At 57.8% G+C, this 16989-nt stretch carries 12 protein-coding genes; 6 read left to right on the top strand and 6 right to left on the bottom strand.

Going from position 1 to position 16989, the window contains the following annotated elements:
* Positions 1-14 precede the first annotated feature (14 nt).
* Positions 15-2273, top strand: a complete 2259-nt coding sequence (locus A3850_RS05760; RefSeq protein ID WP_068214930.1) for a TonB-dependent receptor plug domain-containing protein — start codon at positions 15-17, stop codon at positions 2271-2273.
* A gap of 215 nt (positions 2274-2488) precedes the next feature.
* Here A3850_RS05760 and thrS read toward each other — a convergent pair whose 3' ends face one another.
* From thrS to serS, 4 genes are all read right to left on the bottom strand, one after another.
* Positions 2489-4417, bottom strand: a complete 1929-nt coding sequence (gene thrS, locus A3850_RS05755) for a threonine--tRNA ligase (RefSeq protein ID WP_068214929.1) — start codon at positions 4415-4417, stop codon at positions 2489-2491.
* Between the two features lie 165 nt (positions 4418-4582).
* Complete coding sequence (gene frr / locus A3850_RS05750; protein ID WP_068214928.1) at positions 4583-5146, bottom strand: ribosome recycling factor; 564 nt, start codon at positions 5144-5146, stop codon at positions 4583-4585.
* A 178-nt stretch (positions 5147-5324) separates the two neighbouring features.
* A complete protein-coding gene (locus A3850_RS05745) occupies positions 5325-6023 on the bottom strand; it encodes a zinc metallopeptidase (protein ID WP_068214927.1) in 699 nt (232 codons plus the stop codon).
* 229 nt (positions 6024-6252) lie between these two features.
* A complete protein-coding gene (gene serS, locus A3850_RS05740; RefSeq protein ID WP_068214926.1) occupies positions 6253-7530 on the bottom strand; it encodes a serine--tRNA ligase in 1278 nt (425 codons plus the stop codon).
* Positions 7531-7977: 447 nt separating this feature from the next.
* Here serS and rho point away from each other — a divergent pair, with 447 nt between their 5' ends.
* The 4 genes from rho (at position 7978) to A3850_RS05720 (ending at position 13442) form a co-directional block, all read left to right on the top strand.
* The gene (rho, locus tag A3850_RS05735; protein WP_068214925.1) at positions 7978-10128 is read left to right on the top strand and encodes a transcription termination factor Rho; all 2151 of its coding nucleotides are present in this window, start codon (positions 7978-7980) and stop codon (positions 10126-10128) included.
* 142 nt (positions 10129-10270) lie between these two features.
* Positions 10271-11302, top strand: a complete 1032-nt coding sequence (locus tag A3850_RS05730) for an SPASM domain-containing protein (protein ID WP_068214924.1) — start codon at positions 10271-10273, stop codon at positions 11300-11302.
* 522 nt (positions 11303-11824) lie between these two features.
* Complete coding sequence (locus A3850_RS05725; RefSeq protein WP_082921642.1) at positions 11825-12559, top strand: class I SAM-dependent methyltransferase; 735 nt, start codon at positions 11825-11827, stop codon at positions 12557-12559.
* A 118-nt stretch (positions 12560-12677) separates the two neighbouring features.
* Positions 12678-13442 carry a DUF6503 family protein gene (locus A3850_RS05720; protein WP_157500923.1) on the top strand — a complete coding sequence of 255 codons (765 nt, stop codon included), beginning with the start codon at positions 12678-12680 and terminating at the stop codon, positions 13440-13442.
* Here A3850_RS05720 and A3850_RS05715 read toward each other — a convergent pair.
* Positions 13421-14206 carry a hypothetical protein gene (locus A3850_RS05715; protein WP_068214922.1) on the bottom strand — a complete coding sequence of 262 codons (786 nt, stop codon included), beginning with the start codon at positions 14204-14206 and terminating at the stop codon, positions 13421-13423. The two genes, A3850_RS05720 and A3850_RS05715, sit on opposite strands and share 22 nt — an antisense overlap.
* Before the next feature lie 39 nt (positions 14207-14245).
* Positions 14246-15268, bottom strand: coding sequence for a metal ABC transporter substrate-binding protein (locus A3850_RS05710; protein ID WP_068214921.1), 1023 nt, complete (start codon positions 15266-15268; stop codon positions 14246-14248).
* Positions 15269-15497: 229 nt separating this feature from the next.
* Between A3850_RS05710 and A3850_RS05705 the strand changes: the two genes are divergently transcribed.
* Entirely contained in the window at positions 15498-16964 is a 1467-nt protein-coding gene (locus A3850_RS05705) for a tail fiber domain-containing protein (protein WP_068214920.1), read from the top strand.
* Positions 16965-16989: the final 25 nt, after the last annotated feature.

Here is a 16989-nt window from a genome sequence, read left to right as displayed (position 1 = left end):
GCATCACCCACCCAATGAGATCCTTTTCCCGCCTTATCCTCCTCCTGTCTTTAGCGTTCACCGCTACGCTAAATGCGCAAAGCCATGCTGGCCACGATCATAACCACCCGGTAGACCGCCTCAACGGTCGGGTCGTAGACGAAGCCAGCCGGCCCGTAATCGGTGCCTACGTCATTCACGTCGGGCATGAGCACCACGCACACACCAATGAGCTGGGTTATTTCACCCTCGATGAGGTAGATGCCGGCGATAGTATCATGATATCCTACCTAGGTTACCTTACCCAAACTGTATTGGTACCCAACCAGCCCGTAGAGATCGAGATCCGGATGCGGGAAGGGAGCTTTAACCTGAACGAGGTAGTTATCCGCCCCGGTGTTGAGGCCCTCAACGTTATTACCAGTATTGACCTGGCGGTACGGCCGGTAGCTTCCGCCCAGGAGGTGCTTCGCTCCGTCCCGGGTCTGGTCATTGGCCAACACGCCGGCGGAGGCAAGGCCGAGCAGATCTTTCTGCGGGGCTTTGACGTGGACCACGGTACGGACGTCGCCATCTCGGTGGATGGCCTTCCCGTGAACATGGTAAGCCACGCCCACGGGCAGGGCTATGCGGACCTTCACTTCATCATCCCCGAAACCATTGAGAAAATTGATTTCGGTAAGGGTCCCTACTACGCGGACGTAGGTAATTTCAACACGGCCGGATACGTCAACTTCGCGCTAAAAGAACGCCTTGAATCCAGCAGCGCCGGAATCGAGTACGGTAGCTTCAACACCCGGCGTTTGACGAGCCTAATCGACGTGCTTTCCAGTGATAACCATAATGCCTACTTGGCGACGGCGTATACCCTGACGGATGGCCCCTTCGATTCTTCCCAGCACTTCAGTCGCTTCAACGTGATGGGCAAATACACGGGCGTACTTCGTGACAAGAGTAAGGTTTCCCTGCTGGCCAGCCACTTCACGAGTAAGTGGGATGCCTCGGGGCAGATCCCGGTTCGTGCCGTTGAAAGTGGTCTGATTGGCCGCTTCGGAGCCATCGACGATACGGAGGGTGGGTACACCAGCCGGACGAACGTTGCCGTCAATTACAACAAGGTGGTGGACCGAAACACTTTTGTGAAAACGTCCGCATTCTACTCCCGGTACGATTTCGAGCTGTTCTCCAACTTTACTTTCTTCCTGGAGGACCCCGTCAACGGTGATCAGATTCGCCAGCGGGAGGAGCGGGATATTTTTGGCTTGTCCACGGAACTGAACAAAGCCGTTTACGTGGCTGATCGGGAGTTGTTGATCAAGTCCGGCGTCGGCTTACGCTACGACAATAGCGATGATAACGGCTTGGCCAATACGATTAACCGTACGACGGAGCGCAGTTTCGTCCAGCAGGGAGACATCGATGAGAGCAACCTCTTTGGATACGTGAACGGGGAGATGGAGTTTGGCAACTTACTCATCAATACCGGCCTTCGCTTCGACTACTTCCAGTTCAACTACGTGGACGGACTGGCGACGCTGTACGACCGGCAGGAGCAGACGGCGAGCCGCGTCAGCCCCAAGCTGAATTTCATGTACAATGCTAATAATGAGTTGCAATTATTTTTGAAGACCGGGATTGGGTTCCATTCCAATGATACCCGTGTGGTACTGGATAATTCGGCGGACGACATCCTTCCGGCGGCCTACGGTGGTGATCTTGGTTTCATTTACCGCCCCACCCCGGGGGTGATCGTCAACGCAGCACTCTGGGCGCTGCTGCTCGACCAGGAATTCGTCTACGTCGGTGACGCCGGCATCGTTGAGCCCAGTGGTGAGACCCGCCGTTTAGGAGTTGACTTCGGGGTCCGCGCTCAGTTGGCCAGAGGTCTGTTTGCCGATTTGGACGTGAACTACGCATTCGCCCGGAGTACCGAAGAATTGGAAGGGGAGGATTACATCCCCCTGGCCCCTCCCTTTACGAGCACGGGCGGGCTGAGCTATAAGTCCGATAAGTGGACCGCCGGGCTCCGTTACCGTTACCTGGCGGACCGGCCCGCTAACGAGGACAACAGCATCGTAGCAAAGGGTTACGGCATCGTTGACGCCAACCTTAATTACCGGATCGGTGCCTTCACGATCGGGTTGGAGGCGCAGAACTTGCTGGATACGGAGTGGGAGGAAACTCAGTTTGCAACGGAAAGCCGTTTGTTTAATGAGACTTCACCGACGGAAGAGATTCACTTTACGCCGGGGGCACCTTTTTTCCTACGGGCTATTGGGCGGGTACGGTTTTAGTCTGTAGTCAGTAGTCTATAGTCTGCAGTAACCAGGCTCTCCAGACGGCCTCCAACCCAAGCGTAGCGCAGTTGGATGTTCCTGGAGCGGCCGGGAAGATTTAGTCTGTAGTCTGTAGTCATCTTCCCAAGGCCACTACAGACTACAGAATATAGACTGCAGACTGTATAACGGAGCGGCCGGGCTTTTGTAGTCTGTCGCCCAGACCACCCAAATCAATACACCAACTGCTCCTGAAAAAACGCCACAAATTCCGCTACGCTCATCGTGCCCTTGTCGCCTTCGCCCTGGACGCGGACGGCCACGCCGCCGGCCTCGACCTCATTCTCACCGACGATGAGCATGAAGGGGATACGTTTGGTCTCGTTGTCGCGGATCTTGCGGCCGATGGTTTCGTTGCGGTCGTCGACGAGGCCGCGGATATCGTGCTCGGCTAGCTTTGCTTTGACGTCCTGGGCGTAATCGTTGAAACGCTCGCTGATGGGGAGGATCGCGAACTGTTCGGGCGCCAGCCAGAGGGGGAATTTACCGGCCGTGTGCTCAATGAGGATGGACGTGAAACGCTCCATCGAACCGAAGGGCGCGCGGTGGATCATCACCGGACGGTGGGCCTCATTGTCACTACCGATGTACTCCAACTCGAAGCGTTCGGGGAGATTGTAATCGACCTGGACGGTACCCAGCTGCCAGCTGCGGCCGAGGGCATCGCGGACCATGAAATCGAGTTTGGGGCCGTAGAAGGCGGCTTCCCCGTACTCGGTGACGGTCTTGATGTCGATTTCCTTACAGGCATCGATGATGGCCTGCTCGGCAGTGGCCCAGTTCTCGTCCGAGCCGATGTATTTCTCTGGCGTCTGGGGATCGCGCAGGCTAATTTGGGCGGTAACGTCATCGAAACCGATCATACCCAGGACTTCCTGAACGATGTGGACGACGGCGATGAACTCACCCTTCACCTGCTCCGGCATACAGAAGATGTGGGCGTCATCCTGAGTGAAGCCCCGGACGCGGCTCAGGCCGTGGAGCTCCCCAGTCTGTTCGTAGCGGTACACGGTACCAAATTCCGCGAGGCGGAGGGGTAGTTCCTTGTAAGAGCGGGGGCGGAACTTGTACATCTCGCAATGGTGCGGGCAGTTCATGGGTTTGAGGAGGAATTCCTCACCCTCGCGGGGGGTCTTGATGGGTTGGAAGCTGTCCTCACCGTACTTATCCCAGTGGCCGGAAGTCTGGTAGAGCTCCTTTTTTCCGATGTGTGGGGTGGCAACCTGTTCGTAACCGGCGGCTTCCTGCTTCTTTTCGAGGTAGGCCGCGAGGCGCTGGCGAAGTTGGTAGCCCTTGGGTAGCCACATGGGGAGGCCGGCGCCGACCTTCTCGGAGAACATGAAGAGTTCGAGCTCCTTGCCCAGTTTCCGGTGGTCGCGCTTTTTAGCTTCCTCCAGGTTTTCGAGGTACTCCTTGAGCTCCTTCGCCTTGGGGAATGAGATGCCGGAGATGCGCGTGAGTTGCTTGTTCTTTTCGTCTCCCCGCCAGAAGGCACCGCCGATCTTCATCAGTTTGACAGCCTTGATGGCGCCGGTGTTGGGGATGTGGGGGCCGCGGCAGAGGTCGGTGAACTCGCCCTGAGTGTAGAAGGTGATGGTGCCGTCCTCCAGCGCGTCGAGGAGTTCGAGCTTGTACTCGTCGCCCTTTTCGGTGAAGTAGGCGATGGCCTCCTCTTTGCTGACTTCGCGGCGGACGTACTCGTTCTTCTGCCGCGCCAGTTCGATCATCTTTTTTTCGATGGTCTCGAAGTCGTCGGAGCTGATTGATTGGCCGGCGGGGGGCTCGACGTCGTAGAAGAACCCGTTCTCGCCGGCGGGGCCGTAGCCGAACTTGATACCGGGGTAAAGCGCCTCGAGGGCCTCGGCCATAAGGTGCGCCGTGGAGTGCCAAAAGGTTTCCTTACCCACCTGATCGTTCCAGGTGTGGAAAACCATCGTGGAGTCCTCGTTGATGGGTACGTTGCGGTCGGTCAGTTTACCGTTGACGGTGGCGGAAACGACGTTGCGGGCCAGGCCGGAAGAGATGCTCTCGGCCATCTGCAGGGCGGAGGTGCCGGGTTCGTACTGGCGGACGTTGCCGTCGGGAAATTTGATATTGATCATTGGGAATAAAGCTTTCGCCCGCTTACAAATGCGGGATTGGAGCGCAAAAGTAGGTAGGAAAATGGTTAGGCCGGGATCTGACTGGACCTTTGGTCCAGCCTGATCCCGGCCTATCGCGGTGATCCCTACCGGGATCTTGTGAAATACAAGACTTGATTTACCGATTTACAGCGTCATCACGTCCTTCTCCTTGTTCTCGACGTGTTCTTCAATCTTCTTGTTGTAGCCGTTGACCCAACCCTGGACTTCGTCCTCCTTGCGCTTGCCGGCATCTTCGGGGTAGCCGTTTTTGACCTCCTTTTTGATGGCCTCCATCGCGTCGCGGCGGATGTTGCGGATGACGATCTTGGCGTCTTCACCGGAAGCTTTCACTTGCTTGGCGAGTTGCTTGCGGCGTTCTTCCGTCAGTGGTGGAATGTTGATGCGGATGAGGTCGCCGTCGTTCTGGGGCGTTACGCCGAGGTTGGCCTCGAAGATGGCGCGTTCGATGTCGCCGATGGCCGTTTTATCGAAGGGTTGGAGCGTCAGCGTGCGGGAGTCCGCCGTAGAGATATTCGCTACTTGGTTAATGGGCGTTGGGGCGCCGTAGTACTTCACCATTAGTCCGCTGAGCATGGCGGGGCTGGCTTTTCCCGTCCGGATCTTGAGGAGTTCGGATTCGAGGTGGCCGATGGCCTCGTCCATTAGCATTTTGGCTTCTTCCAGGTGTTCGCTTAGTAATTCGCTCATGTTGGCTTGGTTGGTTGTTGCTTGGGGGCAAATATATAGATTGGAGGGGTTTGAGTTGCGAGTATCGAGTTGCGAGTGTCGAGTATCAAGTTGCGAGTATCGAGTATCAAGTTGCGAGTATCGAGTTGCGAGTATCGAATCCTTACTCGCTACTTGCAACTTGTAACTCGCAACTCTCCTAACGCCGCGATTGAGACGACAAAATCAGCCAAACCAGCACCGTCAGCGAGGAGAGGGCGGAGACTACGTAGGTCATTGCGGCCCACCAGAGGGCATCCTTGGCGCCATCGTGCTTTTCGCCGCGGACGATGCCGGAGGTATCCAACCAGGCGAGGGCGCGGTTACTCGCGTCGAATTCTACGGGGAGGGTTACGAGGCTGAAGAGGGTCGTAATTGCGAAGGCGGCGATGGTGATCTGCAGCATCAGCCCACCGAAACCACCGGCCAGGCCACCGATGGCGAACATCAGCAGGAAGCCCTGGGCGCGGCTGGCGAGTTGGACGACGGGCACCATTTTGCTCCGCAGCGTCAGCCAAGTGTAGGCCGTGGCGTGTTGGACGACGTGGCCACACTCGTGGGCCGCTACCGCCGCCGAGGAGATGCTCCGGCCCTGGTAAACTTCGGGGCTGAGGGAAACCGTCTTCGTTTGCGGATTGTAGTGATCGCTCAGAAAACCCTGGCCCATCACGATGCGGACGTCGCGGATCTGGTGGTCGTCCAACATTTTCTGGGCCACTTCGGCGCCGCTCATCTGCCCGGCCATGGGGATGCGGGCGTAGTGCTTGAACTTACTCTTCAAACGGTTGCTCACCAGGCCACCAATACCGGCGAAAACGAGGGTGATGACGATGTAAATGCCGTAGCCTCCACTAAACATGCTAGGTAGTTTTGTTGGTCAATTTTGGTGGTACTGCTGAGAATTATCCACGTAATGTACAGTTTCGCATGCCCTTAATAGCCCTCTCCCCCAGCCCCTCTCCGGGGGAGAGGGGAGACGTTTCAGGCGTAACACATAAGCGGTACACTCTTCAAATAGTAATCAACGCCCAGTCGAAACATTGCTATTGCACCACCTCCTATACATAGGTCGCCCTGACGAATCAGGGTTAACGGGTCAACAGCTGCTTGCCGACGTAGGCGTGCAGTACCTTAGGTAATACAATCCCTTCGGCCGTCTGGTTGTTCTCCAGCAGGGCGGCGATGATGCGGGGAAGGGCCAGGGCGGAGCCATTCAGGGTGTGGGCGAGGGTCGTTTTCTTGTCCTCGCGGTACCGCAGTTTCAGGCGGTTGCTCTGGTAGGTTTCGAAGTTGGAGACGGAACTTACTTCCAGCCACCGCTCCTGGGCGGCGCTCCAGACTTCGAAGTCGTAGGTCATAGCGCTGGTGAAACCGGTGTCTCCACCGCAAAGGCGGAGGATGCGGAAGGGCAGGCCGAGATCCGTTAGCAATTGCCCGACGTGGGCGACCATCGCGTCCAGCCGTTCGTAGCTCGTGGCGGGGTCGGCGATCTCTACGATCTCGACCTTATCGAACTGGTGGACGCGGTTGAGGCCCCTTACGTGGGCGCCATAGCTACCCGCTTCGCGGCGGAAGCAGGGGGTGTAGCCCGTCAGTTTTACGGGCAGGTTTTCTTTGTCGACGATCTCCCCGCGGAAGAGGTTCGTCAGCGGCACTTCGGCGGTGGGGATGAGGTAAAGGTCGTCGCGCGTAACGTGGTACATCTGCCCTTCCTTATCGGGGAGTTGGCCGGTGGCGCGGGCCGTGGCTTCGTTCACCAGCAGTGGGGGTTGGTATTCGACGTAGCCGGCCTCGGTGTTGCGGTCCAGGAAGAAATTGACGAGGCTGCGGGCCAGGCGGGCGCCCTGCCCGGTGAAGACGGGGAAGCCGCCGCCGGTGGTTTTTACGCCCAGTTCGAGGTCAAAGATCCCGTACTCGTCGGCCAGTTCCCAGTGGGGTTTGGCGCCGCCTTCCAGTTTGGGGAGGGCGCCTTCGTAAGCGCGGTACACTTCGTTTTCTTCTTCGCCGTGGCCCTGTTTCACCAGCTCGTGGGGGACGTTGGGTACGGAGAGCAGCGCTTCTTCCAGTTGCTCGGCTACGGTGGTCGCTTCTTCCTGCAGGGTGGCGATTTCTTCCTTCAGCTCGCCCACTTTGGCGCGCAGGGCGGTGGCTTCGTCCTTCTTACCCGTCTTAAAGAGTTGGCCGATCTGCCCGCTCAGCGTGTTGCGTTCGGCGAGGATGGCGTCGCTCTTGGTTTGGATGTCCTTGCGTTGGTCGTCCAGCTCGATGATGCGGTCCACGGTGGCTTCGGCGTCCGGGAAGTACCGTTTGGCGAGGCCGGCGAGAACGTTTTCCCGATCGTTTCTGAGGGTGGCTACTTGTAACATGGGGAGGATTTTTTTGCGCTGCCGCGGGTGCGGGGGTTAGTGGCTAGTATCTAGTAGGTAGTTTCTAGTGTTAAGTGGCTAGTATTGAGCTGGGTGGACTTCGGGAACATTGATTGACAACAAAATTGTGGGGCCGGGCGTTCCTTCGGCAAAGGTAACACGGCTTTTTTATCGGACTTCCGAAATAAAGGCTACATTTGCCACCGCGAGCGAATCTGCCTCGCCGCCGGCGCTTACGTTCTGTAACCGCTGGCACGCATTCCCCCTTCGGCTGTTTTTTCCTAAGTGGCAACTGCCCGCGCCCTACTTCTTTAGGTCCGCGCGCGCCGCCAAAGTTTCACCGCAGCCCGATTATCACCGCCGTCGCGCCCACTCAATATCCCAACCCAGCCGCGCGGCCTTTTCCCCCTCCAACCTTCTTTCATACCGTATCACTTCCAACAATAGATGTTAAGCATAGCACAACTGAAGGCCATGCTGGTCCCCGAACTACGGGACCTGGCCGACAAAATGGGACTCAAATCCTACAAGCGACTCAATAAGCAGGACCTCATCCTTAAGATCCTCGACCAGCAAGCCGTCCAGGGCACCAGCACTGCCAAAGAACCACCCGCCGCTTCCGATACCGACCGCGTCCCCAACCGCCGCGCCGCCGCCATCGCCAAGGCCAAAAACGAAAAAGCGGAGAGATCCGCAATGAAGGACGACAAGCCTAAGGACGACGACGCCAAACCCACCCGGGGACGGGGCCGGGGACGCGCCGCCACCTCCACGGAAGACAAGGACGAAGCTCCCAGTAGAGGACGTGGCCGTAGCGCCCGCTCCAGCAAAACGGACGACGACCCTTCAACCACCGAACGCAGCACCCGCGGCAGCGCCCGCAAATCCAATCGCGACGAAACAACCGACGCCGATGAAAGCCGCAACACCCGCGGACGGGGCCGGGGACGCCGCAACGATGACGACGCCGAACGCGAAGATAGCCGCAACACCCGCGGCCGCGGACGGGGAAGAGGCCGAGCCGAAGAACCGGAAATCGACGACAACCGACCCACCCGCGGACGCGGACGGGGCCGGAACGAAGACCAGGAACCCGAAGAAATTACCCGCCCCACCCGTGGACGTGGCCGTGGCAACCAGGACCAGGACCCCGACGAGAACCCACGCAACACACGTGGACGCGGACGCGGCAACCAGGACGCCCCCGAAGGCAAGGACAACGCCTACGAAGCCCGCTACGCCAACCGGGGCCGCGCCGCTGAAGGCCGGGAAGAACTCCCCCCACGCGGACGCTACGCCGACCGGGCGCGCGGAGACGAACGCAACGAACGCGGCGCCACAGAACGTACCGACCGCAGCAATAACGACCGGGCGAACAACAATAATGACCGGAATGAGCGCGGTAATAATAACCGCAACGAACGCGGCAACAACCGCAACCAGCGTAACCAAACGCCCCGCCAGCCCGAGTACAAACTCGACGGTCTGGTGACGTCCTCCGGCATCCTCGAGATGATGCCCGACGGTTACGGCTTCCTGCGCTCCAGCGATTACAACTACCTGAGTAGCCCGGACGACGTGTACGTCAACCAGCAACAGGTGAAGCAATTTGGTTTGCGGACGGGTGACCTCGTGCGCGGCCCCGTTAAGCCACCGAAGGAAGGGGAGAAGTACTTCGCCCTGCTGGAAGTGGAAAAAATCAACGGCCTCGAGCCCCGCGTCATTCGTGACCGGGTACCGTTTGACTACCTCACCGCCCAGTTCCCGACCGAGAAGTTCACCCTCTCCGGCCGGCCCGACGGTAAGGACTACGGGATGCGCCTGATCGACCTCTTCACGCCCATCGGTAAGGGGCAGCGGGGATTGATCGTGGCCCAGCCAAAATCCGGTAAGACCTTCCTGCTGAAGGACGTGGCCAACGCCATCGCCGAAAACCACCCCGAAACCTACCTCATCGTGCTGTTGGTGGACGAACGCCCCGAGGAAGTCACCGACATGAAGCGCAGCGTGAAAGCTGAAGTAGTGGCCTCCACCTTCGACGAGCCGGCGGATAACCACGTGCGCGTGGCGAACGTCGTGCTGGAAAAAGCGAAGCGGATGGTTGAATCCGGCCACGACGTTTGTATCCTCCTCGATTCCATCACCCGTTTAGCGCGGGCGTACAACACCGTTCAGCCGAGCTCCGGCAAGGTTCTTTCCGGTGGTGTGGAGGCCAACGCCCTGCAGAAGCCGAAGAAGTTCTTCGGTGCCGCCCGTAACATCGACGGTGGCGGCTCCCTGACGATCCTGGCCACCGCCCTGATCGACACGGGCTCCAAGATGGACCAGGTGATCTTCGAAGAGTTCAAGGGTACCGGTAACATGGAGCTCCAACTCGACCGCTTCCTGGCCAACAAACGGATGTACCCATCCATCGACTTCACCAAGTCCAGCACCCGCCGCGACGACCTCCTGTTGGAGCGGGACGTGCTGCAGCGCATGTTCGTCCTCCGCAACCACCTGGCGGATATGAAGCCGGAAGAAGCGTTCCAGTTTTTGATGCGGCACATGCAGAGTACAAGGAATAATGGGGAGTTTATGGCTTCGATGAACTCTTAAGATATGTGATTCTCGATTCTCGATAAGTGAGGACTGATTTAGCTACCGCACGGCTTTGTCGCACTGCGTGCTCCCTCCCGTGTAGCAGCGGTAGCCAATCAAGAATCGCCAATCGAGAATCGAGAATCGAGAATCATTTCTAATGCCCAAACTCTACCCAAAAGATACCCTCAACTTCCTCCGCAAGCTCACGCCCAAGCGGGTGGTGAACGCAACGAAGGTGGCCGCCAGCTACTACGCGACGCGGTGGTTGCAGCGGCCGGTGGTGTGGGGCAAGCCCTTTACGGTAAGTTTTGAGCCTACGACGGCGTGTAACCTGCGGTGCCCGGAGTGCCCGAGTGGTTTGCGGCAGTTTACCCGGCCGACAGGGAACCTGAAGGCGGATTTCTTCCGGAAGACAATGGACGACATTGCCGACCGGTTGCTCTACCTCATCTTTTACTTTCAGGGGGAGCCGTACATCAATCCGGATTTTCTGGATATGGTGAAGGAAGCTAGTGACCGGGGGGTGTACACCATCACCTCCACGAACGGGCACTTCCTGAATAAGGCCAATGCGGAACGGACGATCACCAGCGGGCTGGACCGGCTCATCATCAGTGTGGACGGGACGACGCAGGAGGTGTACGAACAGTACCGCAAGGCAGGTAAGCTGGAGAGCGTGCTGCAGGGGGCACGGAACGTCGTGCAAGCCAAGAAGGAGTTGCAATCGGCTACGCCGCACATCATTTTTCAGTTCCTCGTCGTGAAGCCGAATGAGCACCAGATGGAGGACGTCGTCCGCCTGGCGGATGAGATTGGGATTGACGAGGTGAAGTTCAAATCCGCGCAGCTCTACGATTACGAGCACGGCAACCCCCTCATGCCCGAGAATGAGGACCACGCCCGCTACTACAAAAAAGAGGACGGCACCTACGGCCTCAAGAATAAACTGCAGAACCACTGTTGGAAACTGTGGCACTCCTGCGTCATCACCTGGGACGGCCTCGTCGCGCCCTGCTGCTTCGATAAGGACGTCACCCACCGCCTCGGCGACGTGAAGGCGGAGAGCCTCGACCAAATCTGGGAGGGCGCCGCCTACGATGATTTCCGCACCAAACTGCTGAAGGGGCGGGCGGAGATTGATATTTGCCAGAATTGTACGGAGGGTTGTGAGGTTTGGTTGATGGATTAGGGGGTGAGATAGTTCTTGAAAGCGCTAAAGACCGGACGCTTGGAGGAGTTGCGCACGCTCCAAGGACCTCATTAATCCGTAGTAAGGACCTTGGAGCGTCGCAAGTTCTGCAGCGCAGCGAAAGAGATGGCGTCCTCCAAGGGTTGTGAGGTTTGGTTGATGGATTAGGGGATGAGATAGCTCTTGAAAACGTTAAAGACCGGACGCTTGGAGGAGCTGCGCACGCTCCAAGGACCTCATTACTCCGTCGTCAGGACCTTGGAGCGTCGCCAGTTCTGTAGCGCAGCGAAAGAGATGGCGTCCTCAAAGGGTTGTGAGGTTTGGTTGATGGATGGGGGGTGAGATAGCTCTTGATAACGCTAAAGACCGGACGCTTGGAGGAGCTGCGCACGCTCCAAGGACCTCATTACTCCGTAGTCAGGACCTTGAAGCGTCGCCAGTTCTGTAGCGCAGCGAAAGAGATGGCGTCCTCAAAGCGTCCGTTCCTAAACGCCAAGTTCCCCATACCCTACTTTTGCTCCCATGTACGAGCAGCTCAAGTCACTAGCTAAATCCATCCTTCCGGCCAGCATTTTGCGGGCCAACGAGGATCGCTTGCGCTACCTGGCTTCCTTACGCTACCGCGGCTCCACCTACCAGTGCAATTGCTGCGGTACCGGTCTCTCCCAGTTTGTCAAACTGGAGCGGGGAGATCTGCTGTGCCCGCGTTGCGGCAGTCTGCCCAGGACGCGCCGGTTGTGGCAAATCCTCAGTGAGGAGCTGGACATTCGGGGGCAGCGGATCTTGCATTTTTCGCCGCCGGCCATCTTAAATAAGCTGGTGCGGGAAGCCGGCCCAGCTGCTTACCTGACTACGGATTATGAAGGCGAGTTTTCCGCCGACCGGCGCTACGATATTACGGCCATCGACGAGCCGGACGGGCAGTTTGACATCGTAGTTTGTTACCACGTGCTCGAGCACATTCCCGACGACCGGGCGGCGATGGCGGAACTCCGCCGCATCCTGAAGCCCGGGGGATTGTGCCTCATCCAGACGCCCTTCCGCGAAGGGGAGACCTACGAGGACCCCAGCCTGACCACCCCCGCCCAACGCCTCCAGGCCTACGGGCAAGCGGACCACGTGCGGGAGTATTCCGTAAAGGGCCTCCGCCAGCGCCTGAGTGAGGCTGGTTTCCGGGTAGCGGAAATCACTTACCCGCCTAACCACTTGCACGGGTGGCGTGGGGGAGAGGTGGTGCTGTTTTGTGAGGGGCGGTAGTGGTGCCTACTTCGTCCTATTCCGACATCTGGGAACGTGACCGGAGAACCCAGGCAAACCCCAAAACGTCTACTTGCTTTCCACGGAAGAATTCTCCTCAACCAAAAGCCCCCACCCCATGCGTACCCTAGCCCTCCTCCTCTTAGCTACCCTGACCCTTTTCCCCGGCACCCGCGCCAGCGCCCAAAATGAGGCGGAGGAATTGCGAGAACGCGTGGTGAACAGCGTGGGCGGGATGGATGCTTTGCACCAACTCAAGGACGTAGAATACACCTACACGAGCAAGCGGGGGACCAGCACCGAACGGTATATCTTCGACGGGGAGATCAGCTACGGGATGAGCACGACGAAGGAGGGGAAACGCCGGCGGCAGTACTTCGACGGGGAGAACGTGCGGGTGTGGATCGACGACGTGGAAACGACGGACGAGAACGAGCTAAAATCCGCCCTCTTCACCCGCAAGACCAACTACTACTGGCTGGCCATGATGCAAAAAATGAGCGACCCGGGGCTGCAATTCGCCTACGCGGGGACGCGGGAATTTGAGGGCATCGACTACGATTTGCTGGACGTGACCTTTAATGACAACGTCGGGGTAGCCAAGGACCGCTACCTGCTCTACGTGAACCCTCACACCGGGTTAGTGGACCAGTTCCTCTTCACGGTAATGGCCTACGAACGGGCGACGCCGATCATGATGAAGTACACCTACGACACCTTCGCCAACGGAGTGAAACTGCCCGTCGTGAGCCAGTCGCACGGCGCCCTGAACTGGGAGGGCGACCTGGACCCAAAAGCCAAGTGGGGCGCGCGGTGGCGGACCAATTTCAGCTTCAACAACGGCTTCGAGAAGAATACGATTTACTTGCCGAGAATCAAGTAATCCACGCCCAGATCGAGGCGGTGGCGGACGTGGCGATCGAAACGATTGATGCCTAGATTGGAGTGCACACCCAGGTCGTAACGGATGCGGGCAATCAGGCGGTCCGTCACGAAATAACCGGCCCCGAAGAGCAGGCCGATGTAGCCACCGTCGGTATACCTACGATCGTCTTCCCCGCTGATGCGGATGGGAGGATCGAGCCCGACCGTGGCGCCGGTTTCGGGGTCGAAACGCTGGGCCGTCACTTGTTCGTATTCGTAGCGGTAGGCGCGGCGCAGACCGAAGGAGAGCTGGCCGCCGAGGTAGAGGGCGAAGCGGTCCACGTTGGCGCGCATTTGCAACAGGAGACGCAGGTGTTGTTCGCGGACCATGATGTCGCCCGTACGGAAGGTATTGCCGTCGCCCGCGTTGCCCACGATGTAGTTTTGGAAAGTCCCCTGCTCGTAAAGGTATTCGGCGCCGAGGGAGAAGGACACTTCGTTTTGGGGCAGGAGGATAAAGTTGGCCCCCAGGAAGCCACCGCCGCCAAGTTGCCAGTCCAGATTTTCGAAGCGTTGACCCTGGAAACGGCGGTAAATAGGGACCAACACTCCACCCGTGGCCTCGAGGCCGAAGAGGGTTTCGCCGCGCAGTTTGGTGGCGCGGCTGCTACCCGTCGTCGCATCCGGCAACGGCAGCGGTTTGGCCACTTGGGCGGCAACGTTCGCCGCGCACAACAGCGCGCAGAGCAGAAAGAGAAATTTAATCGTCGGATTGGCTTGCATATGACTTCGGGACGGGGGGCAGCGACCAAACGTGAGTACTCAACCCCGGTTCAGGACGCGCACCATGTACAAAAAGGCCCCGACCATGACGGCGAGAATCACACCGAGCAGAAAGTAGGTCTGCAGGCTGCTCGTCTCCTGGTTCTCGGCTTCGTACTTCGCGTTGCGTTCGCCGCGCAGGGCCTTCACGATGGTAGAGACGTTGTGCCGCAACATCCCGACGTAAGTGCCGGCGGGCGTATCGGGCTCCCCGAGGCTATCCGCGTAGAGGTAGCCGCCGATGAAAACGCCGTTGTCCTTTGCGATCTGGCGAATCAGCTTGGGGTTGATCGTCGTCTCCACGAAGATAGCGGGCACGCCGGTGTTGCGGATGATCTCGGTGAGGCGCTGCACGTCGTTGGTTTGCACCTCGGCGTCGGTGCTCGTGCCCAGGGCCGCTTCGACGCGGATGCCGTAGTGGCGGCCGAAGTAGCGAAAGGCGTCGTGGCTCGTGATCAGCACCCGCTGGCCGGCGGGGATGGTTTCGATCTGCTCGAAAATGGCCTGGTCCAGCTCCTCCAATTGCTGGAGGTAGACGCCGGCGTTGAATTCGTACACCTCGCGGTTGAAGGGGTCCAGTTCGATCAGCGCGTCGCGGATGTTGCGCACGTAGGTCATGCCGTTCTGGGCGGTCATCCAGGCGTGGGGGTCGGCCGAGTTGGCGTATTCCTCGCTGGCGATTTCGCCGATCCCTTCGGTGATGCGTACGGTGCGGGCGCGCGTCCCCGAGTTGGCGATCAGTTCGTTCATCCACCCTTCGAAGGTGAGCCCGTTCACCAGCACGAGGTCGGCCTGGGCGACGAGGCGGACGTCGCTGGGCGTCGGTTCGTAGATGTGCGGGTCCCCCCCAATCGGCACGATGGATTGGATTTGCACGAAGGTATCGGCGATCATGGTGGCCATATCCGCAAAAATGCTGGCGGAGGTGACGACGCGGGGGCGGGCGTCCTGGGTGGGGGTGGTTTGGGCGCTGGCGCAGGTGGAGAGGAGGAGGGTGAGGCAGAAAAAGGCTTGGCGAATCATGGAGGGTGAAGGTAGGGTATTGAGGACCTACAACCGTAGACAGGAAGTCGGTTCAGTAGGTTGGTGCGTAATGACGTTAATTTCCTTGGAGTTCAATAGTGGTACATCACTGTTAGAGTATAAACATACATTCCAATAATTCGCGATATGATAGAATTTTACGTTGATATAATGTTTGAACGTAATTTTTAATTTTTAGCAACTATATTGAGGCAGAATCTAAATACCCATGAAAAAAGAGTTCCTGATACCCATCCTGGCATTGCTATGCCTAGTCGTTACCAGCCAATCGCTTAGCGCCCAAATTTTCGTTGATAGTACCGGTAGCAATGGCTTTGGCGACCTTCCCCACCCGATGGCGAAGAGCCGCTTCAGCAATGCTGACCACGAATACAATCTGTTCGTCCGCTCGACTGGCGCGGATACCGTGCGCGGTGTCGGCATCTATAATGTGCTTGATTCTGGCCTAGCCGAAAAGTATGGCTTGTGGAATCACGTAGAACAGGCGATGGGGGCTACTGGCTTGACGTACGGCGTGCGTAACGTCGTTAGCCACGGTGGTGATATGGACGCTTACGGCATTTATAACGACCTCTCCAATACAGCCGACGCCAAAGGTCGGTTATTCGGTAACTACAGTATTGTGGATGACCGGGGCACGCGGGCGCAGAATAAGCTGTTCGCCAATTTCTACGGAGAGACGGTGCACCGGAAGCGGAATAATGCCTACGGTAGTTACATCCAGGTAAAGAGTTATACGCAAGATGCGGCTAAGACTTCCTACGGGCAGTACATCGACATTAAAGGTGGCGGTCAAGCTGCGCGGTACGGGCTATACAGTAACATCAACGGTGGCTCTGGTTACGCTGGTTACTTCGTCGGGGACGTACACGTCAATGGCACCTTCACGCAAGCTTCGGACGAACGACTGAAGAAAAATGTCAAGAACATCGAAGGCGCGCTGGATATCGTTAATAGCCTAAAACCCCACACTTACAGCTACAAAGCCTCCGAGAAGATGGGCTTCGGCGAGGAAGAGGTTATCCACTATGGCTTCGTGGCGCAGGAAGTCGCCAAAGTGCTACCCGACCTGGTGACGGATGTCCACCACCCCTACACCACCGACGCGGCGGAGATCGCTACGGCGGAAGAAGTGGACGAGTTGGGCTTTCCGAGCGTGGTTGGCGGTACGGAGAAAGGTGCTGGCGCGGTGGCTGATGCTGAGGCCGTAGATATCCGTGGGGTGCGGTATATGGATATGATTGCAATTTTGGTTGGGGCGGTGCAGGAGCAGGGGGAGGTGATTGCGCGGCAGGAGCGTGATTACAAACAACTATTGAACGAGCAAGATGAACTGAGGTCGGAGTTAGAAAAGCTCAATAGGTCATTAGCGAAAATTGCAAATTGTTCTCCGTGTGGTGATCAACTGCAGAATGAAGAGTTGAATAATTCTACCTACATGGTGTATCCAAATCCTGCCTCCAATTATTTTGTAGTGGAAAGTGGTTTCACGGATGCGCCAATTCTGATAAGAGTTAGTAACGCATCCGGTCAAATCATAGAACAACGTTCAACAAATAACAAGTACGAAAAATTTAATACATCGCAGTGGGTATCCGGTACTTACAACGTTGAATTTATTGGTGGTGAAAAGGCTGGTTTGCTGGCTCAAAAGTTGGTGGTCGTTAGTCATTAGGTGAAATACCGTAGCTATTTAAAGC

It is taken from the genome of Lewinella sp. 4G2 (assembly GCF_001625015.1).
GTDB lineage: Bacteria > Bacteroidota > Bacteroidia > Chitinophagales > Saprospiraceae > Neolewinella.
Note: the sequence above shows the minus strand (reverse complement) of the source record. Positions and strands in the feature narration are given on the sequence as shown.